22 protein-coding genes are annotated in these 23,037 nt (G+C 47.3%); 9 read left to right on the top strand and 13 right to left on the bottom strand.

Features of this window, described 5'->3' with window-relative positions:
• Window positions 1–216 precede the first annotated feature (216 nt).
• Window positions 217–2,976, top strand: coding sequence for a PAS domain S-box protein (locus tag AC1S5B_RS00395; RefSeq protein ID WP_482033741.1), 2,760 nt, complete (start codon window positions 217–219; stop codon window positions 2,974–2,976).
• A 50-nt stretch (window positions 2,977–3,026) separates the two neighbouring features.
• Here AC1S5B_RS00395 and AC1S5B_RS00390 read toward each other — a convergent pair whose 3' ends face one another.
• Window positions 3,027–4,046 carry a 2-hydroxyacid dehydrogenase gene (locus tag AC1S5B_RS00390; RefSeq protein WP_482033740.1) on the bottom strand — a complete coding sequence of 340 codons (1,020 nt, stop codon included), beginning with the start codon at window positions 4,044–4,046 and terminating at the stop codon, window positions 3,027–3,029.
• Window positions 4,047–4,195: 149 nt separating this feature from the next.
• Between AC1S5B_RS00390 and ureE the strand changes: the two genes are divergently transcribed.
• Together ureE and AC1S5B_RS00380 are read left to right on the top strand one after the other, a co-directional pair.
• The gene (gene ureE / locus AC1S5B_RS00385) at window positions 4,196–4,645 is read left to right on the top strand and encodes an urease accessory protein UreE (RefSeq protein ID WP_482033739.1); all 450 of its coding nucleotides are present in this window, start codon (window positions 4,196–4,198) and stop codon (window positions 4,643–4,645) included.
• A gap of 138 nt (window positions 4,646–4,783) precedes the next feature.
• Entirely contained in the window at window positions 4,784–5,461 is a 678-nt protein-coding gene (locus AC1S5B_RS00380) for an urease accessory protein UreF (RefSeq protein ID WP_482033738.1), read from the top strand.
• 162 nt (window positions 5,462–5,623) lie between these two features.
• On the opposite strand, the gene AC1S5B_RS00375 is transcribed toward AC1S5B_RS00380, so the two are convergent.
• From AC1S5B_RS00375 to AC1S5B_RS00365, 3 genes are all read right to left on the bottom strand, one after another.
• Window positions 5,624–5,923: a hypothetical protein gene (locus AC1S5B_RS00375; RefSeq protein WP_482033737.1), complete on the bottom strand. Its 300-nt coding sequence runs from the start codon at window positions 5,921–5,923 to the stop codon at window positions 5,624–5,626.
• Window positions 5,924–6,047: 124 nt separating this feature from the next.
• Window positions 6,048–7,097: an ABC transporter permease gene (locus AC1S5B_RS00370; RefSeq protein ID WP_482033736.1), complete on the bottom strand. Its 1,050-nt coding sequence runs from the start codon at window positions 7,095–7,097 to the stop codon at window positions 6,048–6,050.
• Window positions 7,098–7,167: 70 nt separating this feature from the next.
• Window positions 7,168–7,680 (bottom strand): adenine phosphoribosyltransferase, encoded by a 513-nt coding sequence (locus AC1S5B_RS00365; protein ID WP_482033735.1) that lies wholly within the window; start codon window positions 7,678–7,680, stop codon window positions 7,168–7,170.
• Window positions 7,681–7,837: 157 nt separating this feature from the next.
• Here AC1S5B_RS00365 and AC1S5B_RS00360 point away from each other — a divergent pair, with 157 nt between their 5' ends.
• Window positions 7,838–9,454 (top strand): ABC transporter substrate-binding protein, encoded by a 1,617-nt coding sequence (locus tag AC1S5B_RS00360; RefSeq protein WP_482033734.1) that lies wholly within the window; start codon window positions 7,838–7,840, stop codon window positions 9,452–9,454.
• A gap of 113 nt (window positions 9,455–9,567) precedes the next feature.
• Here the strand turns inward: AC1S5B_RS00360 and AC1S5B_RS00355 are convergent, their stop codons facing one another.
• The 8 genes from AC1S5B_RS00355 to AC1S5B_RS00320 all read right to left on the bottom strand — a co-directional run bounded on the left by AC1S5B_RS00355 (window position 9,568) and on the right by AC1S5B_RS00320 (window position 15,739).
• The gene (locus AC1S5B_RS00355; RefSeq protein ID WP_482033733.1) at window positions 9,568–10,749 is read right to left on the bottom strand and encodes a type ISP restriction/modification enzyme; all 1,182 of its coding nucleotides are present in this window, start codon (window positions 10,747–10,749) and stop codon (window positions 9,568–9,570) included.
• A 68-nt stretch (window positions 10,750–10,817) separates the two neighbouring features.
• A complete protein-coding gene (locus tag AC1S5B_RS00350; protein WP_482033732.1) occupies window positions 10,818–11,042 on the bottom strand; it encodes a type II toxin-antitoxin system HicA family toxin in 225 nt (74 codons plus the stop codon).
• On the bottom strand, window positions 11,039–11,242 hold the full coding sequence (locus tag AC1S5B_RS00345; protein WP_482033731.1) for a type II toxin-antitoxin system HicB family antitoxin: 204 nt from the start codon (window positions 11,240–11,242) through the stop codon (window positions 11,039–11,041). Before AC1S5B_RS00345 ends, AC1S5B_RS00350 begins: the two co-directional genes overlap by 4 nt.
• Before the next feature lie 126 nt (window positions 11,243–11,368).
• Window positions 11,369–11,941 carry a Uma2 family endonuclease gene (locus AC1S5B_RS00340; protein ID WP_482033730.1) on the bottom strand — a complete coding sequence of 191 codons (573 nt, stop codon included), beginning with the start codon at window positions 11,939–11,941 and terminating at the stop codon, window positions 11,369–11,371.
• 78 nt (window positions 11,942–12,019) lie between these two features.
• Window positions 12,020–12,616: a hypothetical protein gene (locus tag AC1S5B_RS00335; protein ID WP_482033729.1), complete on the bottom strand. Its 597-nt coding sequence runs from the start codon at window positions 12,614–12,616 to the stop codon at window positions 12,020–12,022.
• A gap of 14 nt (window positions 12,617–12,630) precedes the next feature.
• A complete protein-coding gene (locus AC1S5B_RS00330) occupies window positions 12,631–13,233 on the bottom strand; it encodes a PDDEXK-like family protein (protein WP_482033728.1) in 603 nt (200 codons plus the stop codon).
• Between the two features lie 131 nt (window positions 13,234–13,364).
• Window positions 13,365–14,726, bottom strand: a complete 1,362-nt coding sequence (locus AC1S5B_RS00325; protein ID WP_482033727.1) for a cytochrome P450 — start codon at window positions 14,724–14,726, stop codon at window positions 13,365–13,367.
• Between the two features lie 167 nt (window positions 14,727–14,893).
• On the bottom strand, window positions 14,894–15,739 hold the full coding sequence (locus AC1S5B_RS00320) for a TIGR01548 family HAD-type hydrolase (protein ID WP_482033726.1): 846 nt from the start codon (window positions 15,737–15,739) through the stop codon (window positions 14,894–14,896).
• A 151-nt stretch (window positions 15,740–15,890) separates the two neighbouring features.
• On the opposite strand from AC1S5B_RS00320, the gene AC1S5B_RS00315 reads away from it, so the two are divergent.
• The 3 genes from AC1S5B_RS00315 to argF all read left to right on the top strand — a co-directional run bounded on the left by AC1S5B_RS00315 (window position 15,891) and on the right by argF (window position 19,907).
• Window positions 15,891–16,190, top strand: coding sequence for a 30S ribosomal protein PSRP-3 (locus AC1S5B_RS00315; RefSeq protein WP_482033725.1), 300 nt, complete (start codon window positions 15,891–15,893; stop codon window positions 16,188–16,190).
• Between the two features lie 322 nt (window positions 16,191–16,512).
• Window positions 16,513–18,837: a 1,4-alpha-glucan branching enzyme gene (glgB, locus tag AC1S5B_RS00310; protein ID WP_482033724.1), complete on the top strand. Its 2,325-nt coding sequence runs from the start codon at window positions 16,513–16,515 to the stop codon at window positions 18,835–18,837.
• Window positions 18,838–18,980: 143 nt separating this feature from the next.
• On the top strand, window positions 18,981–19,907 hold the full coding sequence (argF, locus tag AC1S5B_RS00305) for an ornithine carbamoyltransferase (protein ID WP_482033723.1): 927 nt from the start codon (window positions 18,981–18,983) through the stop codon (window positions 19,905–19,907).
• Here the strand turns inward: argF and AC1S5B_RS00300 are convergent, their stop codons facing one another.
• The gene (locus AC1S5B_RS00300) at window positions 19,908–20,372 is read right to left on the bottom strand and encodes a tetratricopeptide repeat protein (protein WP_482033722.1); all 465 of its coding nucleotides are present in this window, start codon (window positions 20,370–20,372) and stop codon (window positions 19,908–19,910) included. It lies immediately after the preceding gene.
• Window positions 20,373–20,801: 429 nt separating this feature from the next.
• On the opposite strand from AC1S5B_RS00300, the gene AC1S5B_RS00295 reads away from it, so the two are divergent.
• Window positions 20,802–21,887: a D-alanine--D-alanine ligase family protein gene (locus tag AC1S5B_RS00295; protein ID WP_482033721.1), complete on the top strand. Its 1,086-nt coding sequence runs from the start codon at window positions 20,802–20,804 to the stop codon at window positions 21,885–21,887.
• Between the two features lie 570 nt (window positions 21,888–22,457).
• Window positions 22,458–23,003, top strand: a complete 546-nt coding sequence (gene rfbC, locus AC1S5B_RS00290) for a dTDP-4-dehydrorhamnose 3,5-epimerase (RefSeq protein WP_482033720.1) — start codon at window positions 22,458–22,460, stop codon at window positions 23,001–23,003.
• The last annotated feature ends 34 nt before the right edge of the window (window positions 23,004–23,037 follow it).

Here is a 23,037-nt window from a genome sequence, read left to right as displayed (position 1 = left end):
TTAAATCTGGTGCTTTTTAGCCCACCGCTCCATGAACTCCTTTGACGATCGCAGCAAATCGATCGCCAAAAGGGAAAGATACATTAAAAAACCTAACCCAAAAAGTGTTGAGGGAGAAAAGGCAGCGATCGCTGATTGGGCTATGACTCTCATTAAAAAACTAGGAAGGGATTGCAGTGATATTAAGAACCCACCAGTAGTCGCAAGGATCAAGACATGAGAGCAGCATTTCCAGACAATGAAGGTCAGAGAATCGCCAAACTGCTGAGCTACGGCATTCTCGATACCCAAGCAGAGTCGGCTTATGATGATCTGGCACTCTTGGCAGCTTACATTTGCAAAACTCCCATTGCCCTCGTGAGCTTGATCGACTCCAAACGGCAGTGGTTCAAAGCCACCGTTGGTCTGGATGCTGCCGAAACTCATCGTGACCTAGCATTTTGCGCCCATGCTATTTTGCAATCTGATGTCTTAGTGGTTCCTGATGCTAGAGAAGACGATCGCTTCGTCGATAATCCTTTAGTCACAGGAGAACCCCACATCCGATTTTATGCAGGGGTGCCTTTAATTACCGCCGATGGCTTTGCCTTGGGCACTCTCTGTGTCATCGATACTCAACCCCGAACGCTGGACGCTGAACAACTTAAAGCGATCGCTGCCCTCGGTCGGCAGGTGATCAGCCAACTTGAGTTGAGAATGAGTCACCAAAAACTGACTCAAGAGATTTTAGAACATGAGCGTATTGAAGCCGATCGCAAACATGCAGAAGTAACCTTGCAAAGGGAGCAAGAACGCCTCAAAGCGATACTGGATAACCTGACGGATGGGATTGTTGCCTGCGACGAAACCGGGCATTTGATGCTGTTTAACCGGGCAACTCAAGAATTTCATGGCTTGCCTGAAACTTCGCTACCACCCGATGAGTGGGCTGCTCATTTTGATCTTTATCTGGCAGATGGGAAAACCCCGATGCCAATTCAGGATATTCCCCTATTTCGGGCGTTTCAGGGCGAAATTGTCCATGATGCTGAAATGGTGATTGCACCGAAACAGGGGCGCACTCGTACTCTACTCGCGAGTGGACGGGCATTTTTTGATGCGAATGGAGAAAAACTGGGTGCGGTCGTTGCGATGCATGATATTAGCGATCGCAAACAAGCTGAAGCCGATCGCAAACAAGCCGAAGCTGCCCTACAAAAGAGTGAGGAGCGCTATCGAGCGCTGACCCTTGCCACTGCTCAAATTGTCTGGACAACTGCTTCCGACGGCTCAGTTGCTGAAATGCGAAATTGGCAAACCTATACCGGGCAGCCACCTGAGGAACTAGAAGGGGGTGGCTGGTTGCAGGCGATTCATCTAGATGACCAAGAGCGCACCCGCCAAGCTTGGGCTTACGCTGCTCAAACCAAAAGTCTGTTTGAGATCGAATATCGGCTTCGCAGAGCCGATGGCATCTATCGTTACTTCTTAGCGCGGGGAATACCGATTCTCGATCGCGATGGCACCATTCAGGAATGGATCGGCACCTGCGCGGATATTGACGATCGCAAGCAAACTGAACTTGCTTTACAGAAAGCATTACAAGAAACGGAGTCCCAATCTCGCCTCTTGCGGACGGTAATCGACTCAACCCAAGACTGGATTTTTGCCAAAGATCGGGATTTTCGCTACATCCTAGTCAATCGCAGTTTTGCAGAGGCGATCGGGCACACCCCTGAGGCAATGGTAGGCAAGAATGACCTGGAAGTGGGTTTTTCAGAAGCGATGATTTTAGGGAATCCCGACCAAAAAACCAGAGGCTTTCGCGCAGATGATCAGGTTGCTCTGGCAGGTGAAACCGTCCACAATCCTTATGATTTAGCAGCGATCGCCGATGGCTCAATCCGCATTTTCGATACCCGTAAGACTCCGCTGTACAACTCCAATGGCACCGTCTTTGCCATGCTGGGCTTTAGCCGTGATTGGACAAATCGACATCACGCCGAAGAGTCACTCCGGCGATCGGAAGCCCAACTGAAAGAGAAAGCAGACGAGCTAGAGCAAACCCTGCAAACCCTGCGGCATACTCAAACCCAGATGATTCAGGCAGAAAAAATGTCAGGTCTGGGTCAGCTAGTTGCCGGAATTGCCCATGAAATCAACAATCCGGTTGGCTTTATTCACGGTAACCTCAGCCCTGTGTGGGACTACACCCAGGGCTTATTGACCCTGCTTGAACTCTACCAAACCCAAGTCCCCACCCCCCACCCAACAATTCAGGCTTTGATTGCCGACATCGACCTAGAGTTTATTCAAGAAGATTTGCCCAAGGTGCTGGCTTCGATGAAAACAGGCACCGAGCGTATCCAAGAAATTGTTCTGTCGCTCCGCAACTTCTCACGGTTGGATGAGGCTGACATGAAAGCAGTCGATTTACATGAAGGCATTGACAGTGCCCTGGTGATTTTGGGTAATCGACTCCGGGCAAAGCAACCTGAAATCAAAATTGTGAAGGATTACGGCAATTTACCTCTGGTGGAATGCTATGCCGGACAACTCAATCAGGTCTTTATGAATGTGTTGAATAATGCGATTGATGCATTAGAAGAAAAGCGACACAGTGGTGCGCACCGCTTTGCGATCGATGCCATAGAAGCGTTAGATCATCCCTCTACTGGCAATCAGCGACCTGAAGTGCATCACCCTTGCATTCACATCAGCACTCAACGAATCGATGCTGATTATGTTGAAGTCTGTGTGGCTGATAACGGTGTGGGCATGGCAGAAGCCGTATGTCAAAAAGTGTTTGATCCATTTTTTACGACCAAACCTATCGGGACAGGAACCGGGATGGGGCTGTCGATTAGCTACCAAATCATCACTGAGAAACACAGTGGATCGCTTTCCTGCCAGTCAGAGCTTGGGCAAGGAACAAAATTTATCATCCAAATTCCGTTACGGCAGCAAGAAAGTATCCAAGAATCTATTGTGATTTAGCAGGTAAATTACCAACCCAGCCCAGACAGATTGGGGTACTAGAAACCATCTTAAGCAACAGCAGGCACTTTTTCCGGCGGCTTGATTTCGTTAGACAGCGGTTTTCCTTGGGCAAATTCAGTGATGCTGGCTAGGGTCGTTTGAGCGATGGTGCCGATCGCTTCTTGGGTGAAAAACGCTTGATGCCCGGTCATAATCACATTTGGAAATGAGAGTAGCCGCTCGATCATGTCATCTTGCATAATCTCAGAAGACAAATCTTCAAAAAACAGATCGGATTCTTGCTCATAGACATCCAAACCCAGTGCGCCAATTTGTTTAGATCTTAGCCCCACAATCACCGCTTCTGTATCCACCAAGCCGCCCCGACTCGTGTTGATGATCATGACACCAGGTTTCATTTGAGCGATCGCGGTTCCGTTAATTAGATAATGGTTTTCCGGTGTCAGTGGGCAGTGAAGCGAAATTACATCCGACTGGCTAAACAATTCTGGCAGAGTCACATACTTGCCGCTCAATTCGCTTTCAAACTGGGGATTGGGATACAAGTCATAGCCCAGCACCTTGCAGCCGAAGCCATGACCCATGATTTTGGCAAAAATCTGACCGATTTTTCCGGTGCCAATAATGCCAACGGTGCGATCGTGCAAATCTACACCCATCAGCCCATCTAGAGCGAAATTGCTGTCGCGGGTACGGTTATAAGCCCGATGAATTTTGCGATTCAGGCATTGCAGTAGTGCCACAGCGTGTTCTGCTACGGAATAGGGCGAGTAGACCGTCACTCGCACCACTTGGATGCCTAGTTCAGCCGCGACCTCTAAGTCCACATTGTTGAACCCAGTGCAGCGCAAGGCAATTAACCGAGTGCCCCCTGCTGCTAAAATTTTCAAGGTGTCGGCGGTGGCTTCGTCATTCACAAAAATGCACACTGCCGCATATCCATTTGCAAGCGCAGCGGATGCCCGGTTCAATGAGGTTTCGTGAAAAATCAGTTCATGATCATCCTGGTTGGCATCGGTGAGAAATTGGCGATCGTAAGATTTGGTGCTAAAAACGGCAACCTTCATAGCGTGAACCTCTGAGCGGAAAAAGCACTGCTTCAAGATTTACCCCACTGGTGCATTTTTCGCAGTGTCGCCGGACTCATTCACAGACAAGATTTTTGAATCACTCTGTCGGGCTAATATAGGGCTAACCAAAGACCTCTAGATAGCTTATGAGATCGCCTGCAATATCCCCTTTCACGCAACGGTTAACCACTCAGCCGGATGTGCGAGTTTTTCTCACCCTGCCTCTCACCGCAGAAGACCGCACGCGATCGCGCCACCATTTTGAAACTGCTGATGGGCAATTTTATCTGCAACTCCCAAGAGGCACTGTGTTGCAGGATGGCGATTGGCTGCAATCTGAGGATGGGGCGATCGTGCGGGTCATTGCCAAGCCCGAACCCGTGCTGACGGTCACTGCCCAAAACCCGATTGATCTGCTGCAAGCAGCTTACCATCTTGGCAATCGCCATGTTTCCCTGGAAATCGCTCCCACCTACCTCCGTCTCTCACCCGATCCTGTTTTACGCGATCTCCTAATTCATCGTGGTTTAAAGATTACCGAAGAAATCCAACCCTTCCAGCCCGAAAGCGGAGCCTATGGTTCTCACCCACACTAGAGACTGGCAACGGGCGATCGCGGAACGTCTCCCTCAGAATTATGGCGATCGCAAAACTTTCCTCTGCCTCCTTAAACCCTGAACCCCTGAAACCTGAAACCTGAAGCCCGAACCCTGAACCCTGAACCCTGAAACCCAATGAGTAATGACTCTCTGCTCCATCTTTTGCAACTTGCCAGTCCAGCGCTTCCAGTAGGGGCATATGGTTACTCCGAAGGATTAGAGGCGTTGGTTGATTTAGGCAAAGTGGCTAGTCAGGAGACGCTGGCATCTTGGCTGACTCAGGAACTCCGCTGGGGTGCGGTGCGCTTAGAAGCCGCAGTGATGATCCAAAGCTATGAAGCGATAGGTAGACAAGATTCTGATGCGGTGAGCCAATGGAATCGGTGGTTGACCGCCGCGAGAGAAACGGAAGAGTTGAGACAGCAAAGTTTACAAATGGGGCGATCGCTCTTAAAACTTTTGCTAGATCTCCATCCTGAATTAGTCAATGGTTACGAGCCGCTGCAACAAGAGGGCTGTAATTTTGCGATCGCCTATGCGATCGCGGCAGCACACTACCAACTCGACTCACAAGCTGCTCTGCTTGCCTACCTCTATAGCTGGATGGCAAATTTAGTGAGCGCTGGAGTCAAGCTAATTCCCTTGGGGCAAACGGCAGGACAGCGCCTATTGCTGGCGATGCAGCCCGCCTTGAAACTCGCTGCTGAAGCTATTTCAACCCTGCAAGCCGATGACCTCTGTAGCTGTAGTTGGGGATTGTCTTTAGCCAGCATGGCGCACGAACGCCAATATAGCCGCTTGTTTCGGAGCTAAGTAGGGTGATTTTGCCGCGCTCTCTTCCACAGTTCTAACTAGAAACCCGATCATCACCCGTTCTGCAATCGTTTCACTCATGCAGGCAAATACCAAGGGATAGAACTCGCGATCGCCACTGACAGAATTGGAATATCCTGAGACGTATTCATAGACGAGCTTCTACTTGATTAAAAATTCCACCTTGGGCAACAGCGGATCTTGCACCATGCCAACTCCTGTAAAGCCCCAGCGCTTCAGCACCCCTTCTAGCTGAGTTCCAGAAGTGGTTTCCACGGCAAAGCGATCGGCTAACTCCCTCGCGTGAGTGTTGAGATAGCTGAGAGCATCCGCGTGTTCTTGAAACAACATCAAAAATCCGGGATCGGCTGGAGCGCGATCGCCCTCATTCCGATTGGGACGAGCCACGAGATATTGCCCATCGGCTCTAGACCGCACCAAATAGTAAGTTTGAAAAATCATGTCAGGGGTCGGGGATCAGGGATCAGGTTTCGGGGGGCAGGGGGCAGTTTTAAGTTTTGTTTGCGTAGCGTTGACCTAGGAAATATTTTGAGTTCGTAATTCGCCGCTCGTAATTCGCCATTTATCAATCGTCAGATCCTAGCTTGATGCGGGGATCAACCACTTTTAGCAGCAGGTCAGCTAGCAGATTCCCGGCAATCAGCATAGCGGCACCGATCATTAAACTTGCCATCACCAGATAAATATCTTGTGCCAGTAATGCTTGATAAATCAGCCTGCCTAAACCAGGCCAATTAAAAAAGTATTCGGTAATGAAAGAGCCGCTCAGCAGGGCAGCAAATTCAAAGCCTAACAAGGTGATTAATGGGTTGATGGCATTTCGCAGCGCATGGACATAGACTACCCGGTTTTCGGGTAGCCCTTTCGCACGAGCCGTTTGTATGTAATCTTGCCGCAACACATCTAGGAGTTGCCCCCGCATAATTCGCTGGAGTCCGGCAAAGCTGGTAATGCTGAGTGCTAGAGTTGGCAGCACCATATGCCATGCAATATCGCGAATTTTGCCTAGCAGGGTCAGGTCATTAAAATCAATGCTGGTCATGTCTCCCACGGGAAACAGCGGGGCGGTATTTTGGGCAAAGATCAACAGCAACAGCGCGGCAATGAAGCTAGGAAAGCCTTGCCCGATATAGCTGATGACGCGCAGGATGCGATCGACCAGGCGGTTTTGGTTGACCGCACCAACGATGCCCATGGGAACCGCGATCGCCCAGGTTACTACCAGCGATGAAATTGCCAACAGCAGCGTCGCCGCCACCCGTTCCCACAGCAGCGACGACACAGAGCGATTGTAGACAAAGCTGGTGCCAAAGTTTCCCTGGGATATCACCTGCCACAACCACCGCAAATACTGATCCCACCAAGATTTGTCTAAGCCAAACTGTCGTTTCAGTTGTTCAATCCGCTCTGGTGAAATTTTTGGATTTTCCTTGAGCGTGCTGAGATAATCTCCAGGCGCAAGCTGAATTAAGGCGAAGCAGAGCAGTGATGCCAATAGCAGCGTCACCAATCCTTGCAAGACGCGCTTCACAATATAGGCAAACGTGTCGCTGGTGAAAAAAGCCAGCACTGCGTCAAAGCCTGATGTCATCCGGTTTGGAGCCGAGGTACTCATGATTCTAATGGTGAAGCAGTTGGCTGCAAAAGATTGGTTTCCAGTCTAGCGGCTTTCACCCCTATGTTCACTAATACTGCACTAACGTAATGATGGGCACGTTGGGCAAGTGTTGCCGTCCGTTCAAATCTTTGAGTTCAATCGCAAAGGCGCAGCCCACTAAAGTGCCGCCTGCCTGCTGAATCAGTTTTGCCGCCGCTGCCGCCGTGCCGCCGGTTGCAATCAAATCATCCACCATCAGCACTTTAGACCCAGCCGGATAGGCATCTTGATGGATTTCTAGCTTGTCGGTGCCATATTCCAAGTCGTATTCAATCGTATGGACGGCAGCCGGAAGCTTGCCCGGTTTGCGGATGGGAGTGAATCCTACGCCCATTTTGTAAGCAAGAGCAGTTCCAAAAATGAAGCCGCGCGATTCCATACCCGCGATGTAGTCGGGCGCTAAATCAGCACAGTGTTCTGCCATGGTTGCGATCGCATAACGCAATCCATCGGCATTGCCCAGGAGGGTCGTGATGTCTTTAAAGGAAATACCGGGCTTGGGAAAATCTGGAACTTCACGAATGAGCGCTTTAATATCCATAAAGTGGCGTGTGAAAGATTAGCGTGTAGAAGTAGATAATACTTAAGTATTTGTTGGTTTATACCAGATCTTGCGCCCCGGCGCTGTGTAATGTCACTTTGGTTTAGCATTGTGCAATGCTGATGCAACAGTTTTTCTATAGTAAATCAACGGTTTGATGCTGCGTCAATTTGGGCGATCGCCCCTTAAATTTCTACTCTTATTCTGCCTCTGCTGCGGGTTGGCATTGGGCTGTAGCCGCTCGACTTCTGAACCCAGTGCTGCAAATTCAACGGGACGGATTGTGCTTGGCACCACTGCCTCTGTCAGCACGATTGATCCGGCGGATGCCTATGGAATTTTTGCGGGTAATTTGCTGTATAACTTGGGCGATCGCCTGTATGGTTATAAGCTCGGCACCACGGAACTAGAACCTCAGTTAGCCACTGCACTACCCGCAATCAGCAGCGATGGCTTGACTTACACCATTCCCTTAAGAACCGGGGTTGTGTTTCACGACGGCACCCCGTTTAACGCTGAGGCGATGGCGTTTTCCCTGAATCGATTTGTTCAAAACAGTGGTTCTCCTGCCTTTCTGCTGTCCGATTTGGTCAAGTCTGTCCAAGCCACGGCACCCAATGAGCTAACAATTCAACTGACCAAACCTTTTGCGGCGTTTCCAGCGCTACTGGCGTTTTCGGGCGTTTGTGCGGTTTCTCCCAAAGCCTATGAGATCAAAAAAGGCTCTTTTCAGTCGGAAACCTTTGTGGGGACGGGAGCCTACAAACTGGTCAAATATGGCACCGACCAAATGCGGCTGGATGCCTTTGAGCAATATTGGGGCAAAAAACCAGAAAACACAGGCGTTGATATTCAGTTTTTCTCTAGTCCTGCCAACTTGTTCAATGCCTTTCGCACGGGGGCGGTGGATGTTGCTTATCAAAACCTTGCGGTCAATCAAGTTCGCACATTGCAAGCTGGAGCCGCTACCAACGGCTGGCAGGTGGTGGAAAAATCTGGCAGTGGAATTAACTACCTGACGCTAAATCTGCGATCTCCGCCGTTGGATAAGCTGGAAGTACGACAGGCGATCGCCGCGATTATGGATCGTCCGCTGGTGGAAGATCGGGTTTTTCAGGGACAAATCGAGCCGCTTTATAGTTTGATTCCAACGACATTGGAGGTGCAAAAGCCAGTGTTTCAAGCATTCGGCGATCTCAATGTTGCCAAAGCCACGGAACTGCTGACTCAAGCGGGCTACTCCCAGACGAACCCGCTGAAGCTAGAGTTTTGGTATCGCTCCAACTTGGTGAATGACCAACTGGCGGTAACCACGCTGAGGGCGATCGCCCACAAAAAGCTGGGTGATCTGATGCAAATTGACCTAAAAAGCGTGGAATCTACCACCGCCTACAAAAACTTGGATAAAGGCGCATACCCGATATTTTTGCTAGATTGGTCGCCCGATTTTCTCGACCCGGATAACTACATTCAGCCGTTTATGGAATGCACCAAGGGGTCGGCTGAAACAGGCTGCGAAGATGGATCAAGCTTTTTGCAAGGCTCGTTTTACTACAGCGATCGCGTCAACCAACTGATTAATCAAAGCCGCCAAGAACAAAGCCCTGCGACCCGTAAACAACGGTTTGCCGACCTGCAAAACCAGTTAGCCAAGGATGTGCCGTTCATTCCCCTCTGGCAAAACAAAGATTACCTGTTTGCCCAAAAAACAATTCAAGGAGCCACCCTAGAAGCCACCCAAAAAGTCCCCTTCTCAACCCTACGGAAACTGTAGTTGTGCGATCGCGGCGACGAGATAGAAACTGGGCAGATCCCCTTTTCTGGCAATAGGGCTAAACTGCTCTAAAGCGATCTCTGGGGGAAGCGTATTTGGGATAGGGCAATCTTCTACTCGATCGGAAAGCTGGGAATCAGTTGATCGATTTCTACCATCAGTTGCATGGTTTCTTTGAGGGCAACCACCACTTTTTGATAGTGCAACACGTCATCAAACGATAGGGTGCGTTTGGCTTTTTTGCGATCCTTCAGCCATTTGTCTAATACCTGATAGCCACCGATCTTAAATTCCCACACTTCAGGGGCAATCCCTTCAAAATAGCGATCGCTATTAATATAAACGCGCTGCTCTGTGAGTTTGTAAGTCACTTCGGTAACGGCATTGTCGCCATCTCCGCTCATTTTGGTGATCAGCTTGTTGAGTTGCTTCGACTTCATCAGGTGGAGATCGACTAATGCCTGACCTTTGGTTCCCAATTTTTTGAATAACTGATCGTTGCTAGTTAACGGCACACGGGGAAAGTCACCTTTGAGAAATTCGGCGTAGCGATCGCGATAGGTGGGACTATGAAAGATAGCGTAAATATAGTAAAAGATGGCTTCTGGAGTCGGAATGTAGCCAAGCTTCTCTCGAATTGCACTCAAAAAATCTGCTGAGAAGTTAGGAGATTTTTCAACAAACAGACTACCTTGCTCATTAGAATTATCAGGATAAAGATAAAGTGGAAAAACTTGATTCGCTTCTCTGCTAGTTGTTGACATCACACAATCATTTGCTGGAGCCTCAGCACACCAGACATGATGAAAGCCAATGGTGGCTTGTTGTCTAGAACAAAGCATAGATAAGTTTTCTTTGGTCATGTGTTGCTGCAATATCGTTCTAGGATAATCTGTTGCTACTGTATTGAAGTAACATGGTCGCCAATCAAAAGGTCGGTAAAGACAATTAATGAACCATTTTTCCCAGTTTTTATCCTGCCGAATTTGTTCTCTTGCAGTTGCTACATTCCAGTCTCGATTGTCCTTTAGTTCATATTTACTCCTTATCTCATCATTAGTTAATTTTATATCTCTAAATTCTTCTAATCTTTTCTTAAGTTGTTCAAGGTTAAGATCAATCGCAAAGTGATCACGATGAGTTTGAAACCCTAAAGCATTGGCTTGAAATATCTTAGTAATTTGCCAGTTTGAACTATACTCTAACCTTAAGTCTTTATCCTGTGGAGTAAAAAGATAAAGTGGAGATTTAGGTGCTATCTCTGTCCATTCGACTGTCGTAACATCATGCTCCAACAGATAGCGATATTTATCTTCTCGTGAACCCCATAGGTCAGCGTGATAAATCTTAGCCATAGATTACTTCACTCAGTTTTCCATTCGGTTTCTGGAATGTCGGCACTGATCATGATGTTGCGGAGCGTGCCGATTGGGAGATCGCGCCCCTTGTGATAAGGCACAATTACTTGAATCTGGCGATCAAGATTTCGCCATTTGCGATGACTGCCTTTTTGAGAAATTAGTTCAAAACTATACTGTGCGAGGATGCGTTCAACTTCATCTGCATTCATGCAGCGGGTGCGGCTCATTCAACCGAAACCTCTCGTAGAATCGCCCCAGATTTTAATTTGATTGGGTCTGGTTCAAGATACAGTTCAATCGCTTCACGAATATTTTCTAACACTTCTTTTTCTGTTTCTCCAGCCGAAACACAACCGGGTAATTCTGGGCACCAAGCCGCCCAATCTCCCGTTTCAAAATCAGTTTCAAGCACAACACGCCATTTCATTACGGTTTCTCCTTAAGATATTTTCCCACTTAGCTGCCATAATCATGCTCTAAAAAGTAGCGATATTTATCTTCTCGTGAACCCCTCAGATCGGCATGATAAATTTTAGCCATTTGATGTCCTAAATTAAGAATTTCCGGGCTTTAGCCAGCCAAATAAATCACCAACTGTTAAATGTAGCACTGAAATGAAATCAGGAACAGGAAGCAACTGCTCTGGTTGTTGCAAAAACTCTGGCTGCTGACCGGATGGATAAACTAAAACTGATTTAATGTTGGGATCAATCAGCCATCCCATCTGACAGCCAAACTTGAGACAATGCAAAATATTTGCGGTCACCCTCGACTGATTTTGATTAGGAGAAAGAATCTCTATTGTCCAATCAGGAGAGGCATTAAATACATTGGCAATATCTCCCTGTTCATCTAAAGGAATTCGACTCCAGGTAAAGACTGCAACATCCGGTACAGTTGACCTATCCCCAAAGGTACACCGCAGTTCTGGAAGTGCTAAGGCGATATTTCCTGATTCAGCAACGTGGTTGATCTCCGAGACTAACCGCCCCTGTAGCTTGCTATGTTTTCCTTGCGGCATAGGCTTTTGCACCCGTTGACCATCAATATATTCAGTTGCAGGCTTGGTTTCTGGAAGCTGCAAAAACTCTGCAATGGTTAGCGTTTTTTCGGGAATCTGTACCACAGTCAATTCCTCAACTCGCTGCTGACTTGGGTAACTTCACCATAATAGCTACTGCGCTGTAATCTGACTTTCATTCCGCTACAGGAATAAGATTTCCTCAGTCGCTAATGTCCAAGTGCTATGTTTGGTTGAGATTGCTTGTCGAATTGCAGGTAAATTATTAGCAAGAAAATGTTCCCACCTGTGTTGAATCTGGCGTTGAAGATCTTCTAAATCCATCTGATCATAATCAGTCTGGGTGAGAATCGTTTGATGATAGATGCAAATATGAGGTTTATCCCATTTTCTAACATTCCGAAGGACAACGTGACTCTTTAAAGAGTCGTAAATATCGTGCTTAAGTTCTAGGTTTGTCGGACCAATCATCAGACCAAAGGTCAGGCTATCAGGAAAATTACTCCATACGAACAACAGCACCCGACCGCTGGAAGTCCAATTTTGACAAGTCATTTGGAAAGGGTACTTATCCCATTCCTTTAGTGCAAAGCAAGTCCATTGTTTAGATAGTTTATCGGGTATTAAGTTGTGATTTTGAGTCGATTGAGCTAACAATTCTTCTAAAAAAACTGCTAGCTCAGATTGTAGGTCGGGTCGATGTTCATAAATCAAGTCCAACGCTTGGCGATGCTGTCTGTAAATCTTTTGGCACAATTCTGCAATGTCTGAACTACCCACAATACGCCTCCGAATCAAACTGGAAAGTGAGTCATAACTGTGTATATATCTGCGCCGAGCCTGGTTTTGTAGCTTTCGCAAAACAGATCCACTAGCTCAGCCACCTGAGCATAGCTATAGGAAATCCAGTCTTCATCCGATGGTGGAGTGCCTTCTGGAGATAAGAAAATCAAAATGGTTTGGCAACCAGGAAATTCTCGTTGAACAATCTCTTTGTATCTCTCAAGTTGATTGGAATGTTCTCCTGTACCAACCTTATTTTCAATCGCAATCACTAACCGATTGTTACGAGAGTAAATCAGGACATCAATATGGTGCCTTTCTCGTAATACTTCCGCATCCTGCAAGTCTGCCACATCAATTTCAATTGCGCTAACAGTTGCAGCATCTGCCAGCAAAACCCGTTTAAGAAAACGCTTGAGAAAGCGATCGCCCAATTGATGAGATTGAGTAGGATTCAGCAAAAATGCCAAGAAGTCTGAATGGCGAAGTTCTTGTCGGGTGACTCCAATCGCCTCAAAAATATTGAACTGGTTGACCAAAGATTCAAGTTTTTCTAAATCGTCGTTATCAACAATGAATCGCTCCAAAAGCCCACGCTCTTCTTGGTCAGTCATAGATAAGCAAATTCCTGTTGGTAGCTGGATTGAAGCTGGTTGACACTTTAAATTAACAGCGCAATTTTAAGTATTTCCGGACAAATTAAACCATGTCTCATTAAACTCATTGGGGTAGGACTATGTTTAGCCTAAGCAGAGTGATTGCCAACCATTTTCATTTTCACGCCATTGGCGGGGGCGAGGGTGACTCCTCGGCGGCGGGGATATTCAGGTTTGGTGTCTGCCAGCGCTAAGTCGTAGCGCGTCAGGATCGTGGATAGCACCAGTTTCAGTTCCAGTTGGGCGAGGGCTTCACCAATGCAGCGCCGCACACCGCCGCCAAAAGGCAGAAACTCATAAGGAGAATATTGCCGTTCTAAAAAGCGTTCTGGTTTGAAAAGATGCGGCTCTGGATAAAGATCTTCGCGATGATGGGTCAGGTAAATGCAGCCGACGACGGCGATTCCTGGTTCCAGTGCATAGCCCAGTAGTTCCGTAGGTTCCTGCACCACTCTGGGAAAGGTGAGCATAGCGACGGGATAGATGCGGAGCGTTTCGTTGCAGACGGCAGAGAGGTAAGGCAGCTTGACGATGCTCATGGGGTCTGACAAATCGGCAGACTGTAGCTCATCCAGCAGTTTTTCTCGAATGTCTGGCTGGTGATGAATCCAGTAGAGCGCCCAAGATAGAGCAGTGGCAGTGGTTTCATGTCCGGCAAACATTAGGGTTGCCAGTTCGTCTCGCAATTCTTGGTCGGTCATGGGCTGCCCCAGATCGTCGATCGCCGCCATCATCAATGACAGAATATCCACTCGGTTTGATTGGGGCTGAGTGCGTCGATCGCGAATTTCTGCGTAAATCAAATCATCCATCTGCTGGCGATCGCGCAAAAACTTACCCCAAGGACTCCATGCCCCCAAATCTTGTTGGAGTATTGGAAAAAAAAGTGGACTCGAAGACAGCGGCGACGCAAACACCTCTGTCAATTTCGTCAGACTGGTTTTAATCTGCTGGCTGCGCTCCCCTTCAAATACCCCATACACGGCTTGCAAAATCACCTGCAACGAAATTTCTTGCATCGCAGTCCGGGCTGAAAAGGTTGTACCGACTGGGATTGCGCTCAACGTTTTTTCGGTCAAATCGCAAATGAGTTGGCTATAGGTGCGAATGCGATCGCCGTGAAACGAGGGCATCAACATCTGTCTGCGGCGCTTGTGGCGATCACCCTCAATCAAAATCACCGAATAATCGCCCAGCAATGGAGTCAAAATTCGGTTTAAACCACCCAATGCGGCGTAGGTTTTGCGATCGTTCGTGAGAACTTCTTGAATCCCTTCGGGCGTATTCACAAACACCAAGTTATTACCAAAACCGATAATTCCTGCTGAAAAAATATCGGAGTGTTGTTGAGCCGCGCCTTCCATATAGCCAATCGGGTCAGCCACCCATTTAAGTTGCTGCAAGAAGCGCGGCGTAGACACCGGATTCGGAGTTGAAAAGAGAGTGTTCATAGAAACTTGGGGGCTAAAGTTGAGACACAATTCCACAATTTCATCATGAGCGATTTAAACCGCGATCGCCACGATAAAAAGTTCGGAGTTCGACAGGTACAGAGTCCAAAAATTGACACCCTTTCCGTTGCCAGCCCCCTCCACTGAGAACTTAAAACTTTCCTGCCCTATTCCCTGTTCGACACTAGCTCAGCGATCGCCGCAGGCGTGAGTTCCTGGACATTCCCTAACACGGTCGCTGCCCCTGCTTGCCGCAAGCCATCGGCATAGGTTTGGCTCTGCGCTTCTGTCTCCTGCACATGGGGCGGCAAAATGCCTACTGCAATCCAGGGGCGATCGCCCTGCTGCTGTCGCGCCTTTACCACCGTGTACATATCCGCCACCGTATCGCCCACATATAGCACCGGGATTTTAGAGGTGGGCGTTACTTGGGCGATCGCCGCAAATAGCCCTGTTGGATCAGGCTTTCCAGGAGCATTTTCCATCGCCACCAACACCGGAGCCTCAAGCCCCAAACGCTTTTCCAACACATAGCTAGCAGATTTGCGTGTTGCCCCACTAAAAAAGCCCCAGCCAATTTTCGCCTCAGTTAATTGGTCAAAATAAGCCGAGTCAACCAATAACGGTTCTTGGCAGATGTAGCCTGTAAAGCGATCAGGATCGGTGCCTCGATAGCGCGATTGAAAAAACGCCACCAGTTTGTCATAGGCGATCGCAACCCCACCCCGCCCCGCATTCTCTCGCCAGATGATATCTTGAGTTGCTGGTATTTTCGTTTCATGCGCCTCAAAATAGCGAAACACCATCTCCTGAGAAGCCTCCCAATCATTATTCCAAACGCCCTCAGCTTTCAGCACATCAATATCACTTTGAGACGGACGATAAGCGCGATCGGTCAAATGCTCCACCGTATCCGCCAATGCCCGCCGATACGACCCCCCCACATCTCGAATCACCCCATCAATATCAAATATCACCAGCGCCAACAGCTTGTTAACGGATTGAATCGTCATACACTTATTTCCAGTAATCTCTTCAAATTCCCATTCATCAGTCGCAATTATTGTTCGTCATTCGCTCAAGGTCGTGCATGATTAAAAGCAGTGAGGTACTATAGAAGGCTGTAGATTATCGACCATTTGGGTTGGCGTTGGAGGTTGTTGGTTGGCACAGTTTATATTAAAAGTCCTCTGGTTGGATGAGAACGTTGCATTAGCAGTTGATCAAGTGGTGGGCAAGGGCGCAAGTCCGTTGACATCCTACTTTTTTTGGCCCCGTAATGACGCTTGGGAGCAGTTAAAGGCTGAGATGGAAGCAAAACACTGGATCTCTGAAGGAGATCGGGTAGATTTGCTCAATCAAGCGACTGAGGTGATTAACTATTGGCAAGAAGAAGGCAAAAAACGCCCGATGGCAGAAGCTCAGGCGAAGTTTCCTGACATTGCTTTTACAGGCAGCGCTTAAACCAATAAGCACTTTAGGCTACGTAGTCAAGTATTTCAGGCTGCATAGTTTAGTTGCTTACCGAGAATCGTTCCGTGATTCTATGACAGATGGTGTAGCATATAGTCACTTATCGCCCTAACAAGCCAAACGGTAGTTAGGGCGTTTTTAATTTGAAGAGTTTACGAATGCCTTTCTAAAAGAATGCCTTTCTAAAAGGACTGTGCGATCGCGTCAAAATTATTTGAGAGTATGCCCATCATTTGCTACGGTCTATTACAGTTATTGATACTCCTTTACATTTCTAGCTGATTAAATTTACAGGATTTAGGTAGGTAGCTTCATGACAGCAACGATTAGCCCAGATCAAGTTGAACGGATCGTTTGGAACCAGCATCATGATCCGTTTGAGGTGTTGGGACCCCATCAAATTGAGCAAGATGGAAAAACCGTTTGGGTCGTGCGAGTTTATCAACCAAAAGCAGATGCAGTATGGATTGTTTTTCCAGAGCAGCGGGAAGAACTGCCAATGCAATCTACCCATCATCCCCACTTTTTTGAAGTCACTCTAACGGCTCCAAATCTGCCTAACTATCAACTGCGGATTAAAGAAGGAGAACGCGATCGCGTCTCCTATGATCCTTACTCCTTCCAATCTCCCTGGCTCACCGACCTCGATATTCATCTATTTGGGGAAGGCAACCACCACCGGATTTATGAAAAACTCGGCGCTCACCCAGCCGAGCTCAACGATGTAAAGGGCGTATATTTTGCAGTGTGGGCACCCAGTGCCCGCAATGTTTCCGTTCTCGGTGATTTTAACCAGTGGGATGGACGACAGCACCAAATGAGCAAGCGCACCAACGGCGTATGGGAACTCTTTATTCCCGATGCTGGAGTAGGCGCTCACTATAAATATGAAGTGAAAAATTGGGAAGGTCACATTTACGAAAAATCTGACCCCTACGGCTTCTATCAAGAACCTCGCCCTAAAACGGCTTCCATTGTCGCGGATCTCACTACTTATACCTGGAACGATAGTGACTGGATGGAGGAACGCCGCCATGTCGATCCACTCACCAAACCCATCTCCGTTTATGAAGTGCATTTGGGTTCTTGGCTGCACGCCGCGACCTCCGAGCCTGCCCGTCTTCCCAATGGAGAAACCGAACCCGTTGTAGTCGTTTCCGAGTTGAAACCGGATACTCGCTTTCTTACCTACCGCGAACTAGCAGCCAAACTGATTCCTTATGTGAAGGAACTAGGCTTTACCCATTTGGAACTGTTGCCGATCGCTGAACACCCTTTTGATGGATCTTGGGGCTATCAAGTGACTGGCTACTATGCGCCCACTTCTCGCTTTGGGTCTCCCCAAGATTTCATGTATTTTGTGGATGAATGCCACAAACACGGCATTGGGGTTTTAGTCGATTGGGTGCCGGGTCACTTTCCCAAAGATGGGCATGGGCTGGCATTTTTTGATGGCACCCACCTTTATGAACACGGCGATCCACGGAATGGGGAGCATAAAGAATGGGGCACACTGGTCTTTAACTACGGCCGCAATGAAGTTCGTAACTTCCTCGTTGCCAATGCCCTCTTCTGGTTTGATAAATATCATATCGATGGCATTCGCGTCGATGCAGTCGCCTCCATGCTTTACCTCGACTATCTGCGTCCTGATGGAGAATGGATTGCCAATCAATATGGCGGACGAGAAAACATCGAAGCCGCAGACTTTTTGCGTCAAACCAACCACGTTATTTTCAGCTATTTTCCGGGGGTGCTGTCGATCGCCGAAGAATCCACTGATTGGCCCATGGTTTCTTGGCCAACCTACGTCGGTGGCTTGGGTTTCAACCTAAAGTGGAACATGGGCTGGATGCACGACATGCTGGATTACTTCCACATGGATCCGTGGTTCCGGCAGTTTCATCAAAACAACCTCACTTTCAGCATGATGTATCACCACAGTGAAAACTTCATGCTGGCACTCTCTCACGATGAGATTGTGCATGGTAAGAGTTCCATTGTTGGCAAAATGCCCGGTGACGAGTGGCAGAAACAAGCCAATGTTCGCTGTTTGTTTGCCTATATGTTTACCCACCCTGGTAAAAAAACCATCTTCATGAGCATGGAACTGGGGCAGTGGAACGAGTGGAATGTTTGGGCAGATTTGGAATGGAATTTGCTTCAGCATGAGTCTCATCAACAGTTGAAGCGTTTCTTTATTGCTTTGCATCAGTTATATCGCAGTGAACCAGCGCTTTACTCATGGGATTTTGGCGGGCAGGGTGGCTTTGAATGGATTGACTGTAGCGATAACCGCCATAGTGTGGTGTCATTTATCCGCTGGTCAAAAGATCACAAAGAGTTTGCGATCGTGGTTTGCAACTTCACGCCTCAACCTCATTCTCACTATCGAGTTGGCGTACCGTTTTTAGGTTTCTACAAAGAAATATTCAATAGTGATGTCCGTGAGTTTGGCGGCAGTAACATGGGGAACTTAGGCGGCAAATGGACTGAGGAATGGGCATACCAAAATCGTCCTTATTCGATCGATCTTTGTCTGCCTCCTCTAGGAGTGCTGGTGCTAAAGCTTGACCAAGAGAAGACTCAAGCCGCTTTGCAAGCAGCAGGTGTGGAGACTAGCGGGGACTCAAACTAGTAGTCAAGGGATGAAGATGTGAGGATATGTCTCTATTCTTTTACCTCATTACTCCTCAAACAGAGTCTTAGTTTGATGACACGCACTAGGTTTCGCAGCTTGCATTTGATAGGCTTTTACGCAGTGATTATGGATGGGGCAGCATGGGGGCACTGAAAGGACGAGATTTACTCAGCATGGCAGATTTGACAGCCGAGGAGCTACACGATCTGCTGTATCTTGCGGCACAGCTTAAGGCTGGCGCAACCTATCCACAATGTCAAAAGCTCTTGGGTTTATTGTTTTATAAGGCATCAACTCGGACTCGCGTCAGCTTTATTGCGGCAATGACGCGCTTAGGAGGACAAGCGCTAGATTTAAATCCTAGCGTGACTCAAGTAAGCCGAGGAGAGCCACTGGCGGATACAGCAAGAGTCCTCGATCGCTACCTGGATGTTTTGGCAATTCGTACCTTTGATCAGCGCGATCTGGAAACCTTTGCCCACTACTCCAAAATTCCGATCATCAATGCGCTGAGCGATCTAGAACATCCTTGTCAGGTATTGGCAGATTTACAGACGATTCAAGAATCGTTTAAGGAACTGGCAGGTGTGACACTAACTTATGTGGGTGATGGCAACAACAATATGGCGCATTCTTTGCTGTTGGGCTGTGCCTTGGCGGGTATGAATGTGCGAATTAGTTCTCCCAATGAGTATCAGCCGTTGGACGAGATTGTGCAGCAAGCGAAGAAAATTGCCGGCGATCGCGTTGAAATTACCACAACAACTGATGCGATCGCGGCGGTTAAGGGCGCTCAGGTCATCTATACCGATGTGTGGGCAAGCATGGGGCAAGAAGATGTGGCAATGTCTCGGATTCCGATCTTTCAGCCTTATCAGGTGAATGAGGAACTGATGAGCCATGCAGATAATTCTGCGATCGTGCTGCATTGTTTACCTGCCCATCGCGGTGAAGAGATTACTGATGATGTTATGGAAGGCGCTCAGTCTCGCGTATGGGATCAAGCAGAAAATCGAATGCACGCCCAGCAAGCTCTGATTGCCAGTTTGTTAGGCGTAACGAATTAATTAGCCTTCTCCTTGAGTTGCTTTCTGATAGCTGGCATAGGCTTTTTTGTACTGCCCTAGATGGTGTAAGGCGGCTCCCCGAAACGTCCAAGCTTCTCGGTTGGTGGCTTGCAAGCCGATCGCGCGATCGCAGCTTTCCAGCGCCTCAGAATATCGCTCTAAGTGAATCAATACCACTCCACGAAACACCCAAGCATCAGCATTATCAGGATTAATGGCAAGACTCCGATCAAAGCTTTCTAACGCTTCATCATAATGACCCAAGTTTGCCAGCGCATCCCCTCGGTGATACCAAGCCTCAAAATTATCTGGCTGGAGATGAATTGTCTGATCCAAAATAGCTAACCCTTGTCGATAAGAGCCATCTGAAACGAACGCCATCCCCTGAAGAATCAATTGATCTAACTTATCAAGTTCCGATTGTACAGTGTTGTCTAATTTATGCGATCGCATACTTAGCGTCATGTTGAATGGGACAGTCTTATCAGTTGCCGTTCACACTACACCCTAAGCTAATAGCTTAAGCAATGGAATGATTTTAACCAGATGAAGCACCCTTGTTTAGCTGATCGTCATTTAAGTTTAGTTCTAAAAACTCAAAAAGACCGATTAACCAGGGTCTTAAGCCCTTTGTCTTGCAAAGCCCCTAGTCTTGCAATTGAATGTATGTCAGCTTATGACAGAGTACGTAAATACTAGGGAATTAAAGAAACAAGGAAGACGCTTTTTTAACTTGCACCTTACTAAAATCATTCTTAGCTGAACGATCCTAGCAGCCTTCATCCCCTTTCGCACTAGGATTGTAAGCATACATAACCATGCGCTGAGAAAATAAACTCGAATATGCAGGAAACTCAGTCCATTGCTATAAACCAAGACTAGGATCACGCCCTTATGCAAAAACTCAAAGTTGGACTTCTGTTTGGTGGTTGCTCTGGTGAACATGCGGTGTCAATTAGCTCAGCGATCGCGATCGCCCAGGCGCTAACCACTGCGGAAAACCAGAACCGCTACGAGTTGTTGCCGTTTTATATTCAAAAAAACGGGATTTGGTGTGATCCGGATATCGCCCAAAAAGTGCTTGAATCCAATACTCCATCGCAACTTGAAACCTCTTCCCCTAGCTCAGGCGCTCACCAGCGCTGGCGGTTTCCCTCAGCGGTGAGTGACATAGATGTTTGGTTTCCCGTACTGCATGGACCGAATGGCGAAGATGGCACTGTTCAAGGCTTGCTGACGTTGATGCAGGTGCCATTTGTTGGATCGGGCGTACTGAGTGCGGCGATCGGCATGGATAAAATTGCCATGAAGCAAATATTTGCTCAAGCAGAATTACCGCAAGTTAAATATATGGCAGTCACGCGATCGCAAATCTGGTCTGATCCCTGCGTTTATACCAAGTTGTGTGAGCAAATTGAAGTCACTCTTGGCTACCCTTGCTTTGTTAAACCAGCCAACCTTGGCTCTTCCGTTGGAATTTCAAAAGTCCGCGATCGCTCTCAGCTAGAAGCCGCGCTAGATAGTGCCGCCACCTACGATCGCCGCATCATTGTTGAAGCCGGGGTCATTGCGCGAGAAGTGGAATGTGCAGTGTTAGGCAATGACCAACCCAAAGCCTCTACCGTTGGTGAAATCACTTACCAAAGCGATTTTTATGACTATGAAACTAAGTACACGGTTGGCAAAGCAGATTGGATTATCCCTGCGGCTTTACCGGAAACCGTTGCCCAACAAATTCAAGAGATGGCACTTCGTGCGTTTACGGCGATCGACGGAGCAGGATTGGTGCGAGTAGATTTTTTCTACATTGAAGCCACTCAAGAAATTTTGATTAATGAAGTTAACACGCTGCCCGGTTTTACCGCAACTAGCATGTATCCTCAGCTATGGGCAGCGGCTGGAGTGTCCTTTGCTGAGTTAGTCCATCAACTGATTCAATTTGCGATCGCTCGACATAGCCCCTTTGTTTTAGAAGACTAGTGAGTCATGCAAAAAAATGGGAACTCTAATGAAGTAAAAAGAAAAGACCTGACCCTACAAACAGATTGAAATATGTCAAAAATGCTACATTGCCAGACTTTATTTCGTTCAAAAAAAGGTGATAAATTTTTCCTGAGAATTAAAGTTTGCTTTCTGTAAAAAGTAGAAATGAATCAAAAAATGATGAATCAATTGTTTAACTCACTGAAATGATTTTATACTACAGGGCTTTTTAGCTTTAACTATTTTTGAACATGAATCATTGAGATTAGAATCTAGCTTTATTTCTAAATTAGCATCTACGCATCACTTTAATTTTCCGGACGTATCTTTGACATACAAGTAACAGTAGGTACGAGTGAAGACATTAGTTCAAGTAATCTTTTTGTACTTTATTTTTTGATAAAGTTGCTTTCGATCTAGATGATGCCCGGCTCATTTCAGGGTATAACTCTTAGTAAGGGTTATAACTTATGAAGGAGCAAGAAATAAAATGATGAACAGAAGTCTTTGGAAGACTTCAAATAGTAGTTAATTCAGTAGCTAATTCATTGGTATAAGGAAGTCGAAATGAATGTTTTGCCTACAGAAATCTCTGATGTTCTAATCATTGAGCCACGAGTTTTTCAAGATGATCGTGGTTTTTTTCTAGAAAGTTATAACGGCAAGGCATTTGCTGATAAAGCTGGAATCACAAAACCATTTGTGCAAGATAATCACTCTTGTTCCAATCAAAACGTGCTGCGGGGGCTTCATTATCAGATCGAGCAGGCTCAAGGCAAGTTAGTACGCGCGATCGCCGGTACTATTTTTGATGTAGCTGTTGATATTCGCAAACACTCTCCCACCTTTGGACAATGGGTAGGCTGTACACTGAGCGCTGAAAACAAGCGGATGCTTTGGGTGCCCCCCGGATGTGCTCATGGCTTCATGGTCGTCTCTGAAGTCGCTGAAGTGCTGTATAAGACGACGGATTATTACGCTCCTCAACATGAACGCTCTATCCTCTGGAATGACCCAGATTTAGCCATTAATTGGCCCCTAGAAGGAGAGCCAATCCTGTCTGCAAAAGATCAAGTAGGAAAACCCTTAAAGTTTGCTGATGTCTATCCATAGTTCTAGTCAACTGTTCACCAATCATTGAGAGTCT

The organism is Leptolyngbya sp. CALU 1928, from assembly GCF_056784215.1.
Note: the sequence above shows the minus strand (reverse complement) of the source record. Positions and strands in the feature narration are given on the sequence as shown.

Coding starts and splice junctions, on each gene's coding strand:
- AC1S5B_RS00395 (WP_482033741.1), top strand. CDS start 217: ATGAGAGCAGCATTTCCAGACAATGAAGGTCAGAGAATCGCCAAACTG.
- AC1S5B_RS00390 (WP_482033740.1), bottom strand. CDS start 4,046: ATGAAGGTTGCCGTTTTTAGCACCAAATCTTACGATCGCCAATTTCTC.
- ureE (WP_482033739.1), top strand. CDS start 4,196: ATGAGATCGCCTGCAATATCCCCTTTCACGCAACGGTTAACCACTCAG.
- AC1S5B_RS00380 (WP_482033738.1), top strand. CDS start 4,784: ATGAGTAATGACTCTCTGCTCCATCTTTTGCAACTTGCCAGTCCAGCG.
- AC1S5B_RS00375 (WP_482033737.1), bottom strand. CDS start 5,923: ATGATTTTTCAAACTTACTATTTGGTGCGGTCTAGAGCCGATGGGCAA.
- AC1S5B_RS00370 (WP_482033736.1), bottom strand. CDS start 7,097: ATGAGTACCTCGGCTCCAAACCGGATGACATCAGGCTTTGACGCAGTG.
- AC1S5B_RS00365 (WP_482033735.1), bottom strand. CDS start 7,680: ATGGATATTAAAGCGCTCATTCGTGAAGTTCCAGATTTTCCCAAGCCC.
- AC1S5B_RS00360 (WP_482033734.1), top strand. CDS start 7,838: ATGCTGCGTCAATTTGGGCGATCGCCCCTTAAATTTCTACTCTTATTC.
- AC1S5B_RS00350 (WP_482033732.1), bottom strand. CDS start 11,042: ATGAGCCGCACCCGCTGCATGAATGCAGATGAAGTTGAACGCATCCTC.
- AC1S5B_RS00345 (WP_482033731.1), bottom strand. CDS start 11,242: ATGAAATGGCGTGTTGTGCTTGAAACTGATTTTGAAACGGGAGATTGG.
- AC1S5B_RS00330 (WP_482033728.1), bottom strand. CDS start 13,233: ATGACTGACCAAGAAGAGCGTGGGCTTTTGGAGCGATTCATTGTTGAT.
- AC1S5B_RS00325 (WP_482033727.1), bottom strand. CDS start 14,726: ATGAACACTCTCTTTTCAACTCCGAATCCGGTGTCTACGCCGCGCTTC.
- AC1S5B_RS00320 (WP_482033726.1), bottom strand. CDS start 15,739: ATGACGATTCAATCCGTTAACAAGCTGTTGGCGCTGGTGATATTTGAT.
- glgB (WP_482033724.1), top strand. CDS start 16,513: ATGACAGCAACGATTAGCCCAGATCAAGTTGAACGGATCGTTTGGAAC.
- argF (WP_482033723.1), top strand. CDS start 18,981: ATGGGGGCACTGAAAGGACGAGATTTACTCAGCATGGCAGATTTGACA.
- AC1S5B_RS00300 (WP_482033722.1), bottom strand. CDS start 20,372: ATGACGCTAAGTATGCGATCGCATAAATTAGACAACACTGTACAATCG.
- AC1S5B_RS00295 (WP_482033721.1), top strand. CDS start 20,802: ATGCAAAAACTCAAAGTTGGACTTCTGTTTGGTGGTTGCTCTGGTGAA.
- rfbC (WP_482033720.1), top strand. CDS start 22,458: ATGAATGTTTTGCCTACAGAAATCTCTGATGTTCTAATCATTGAGCCA.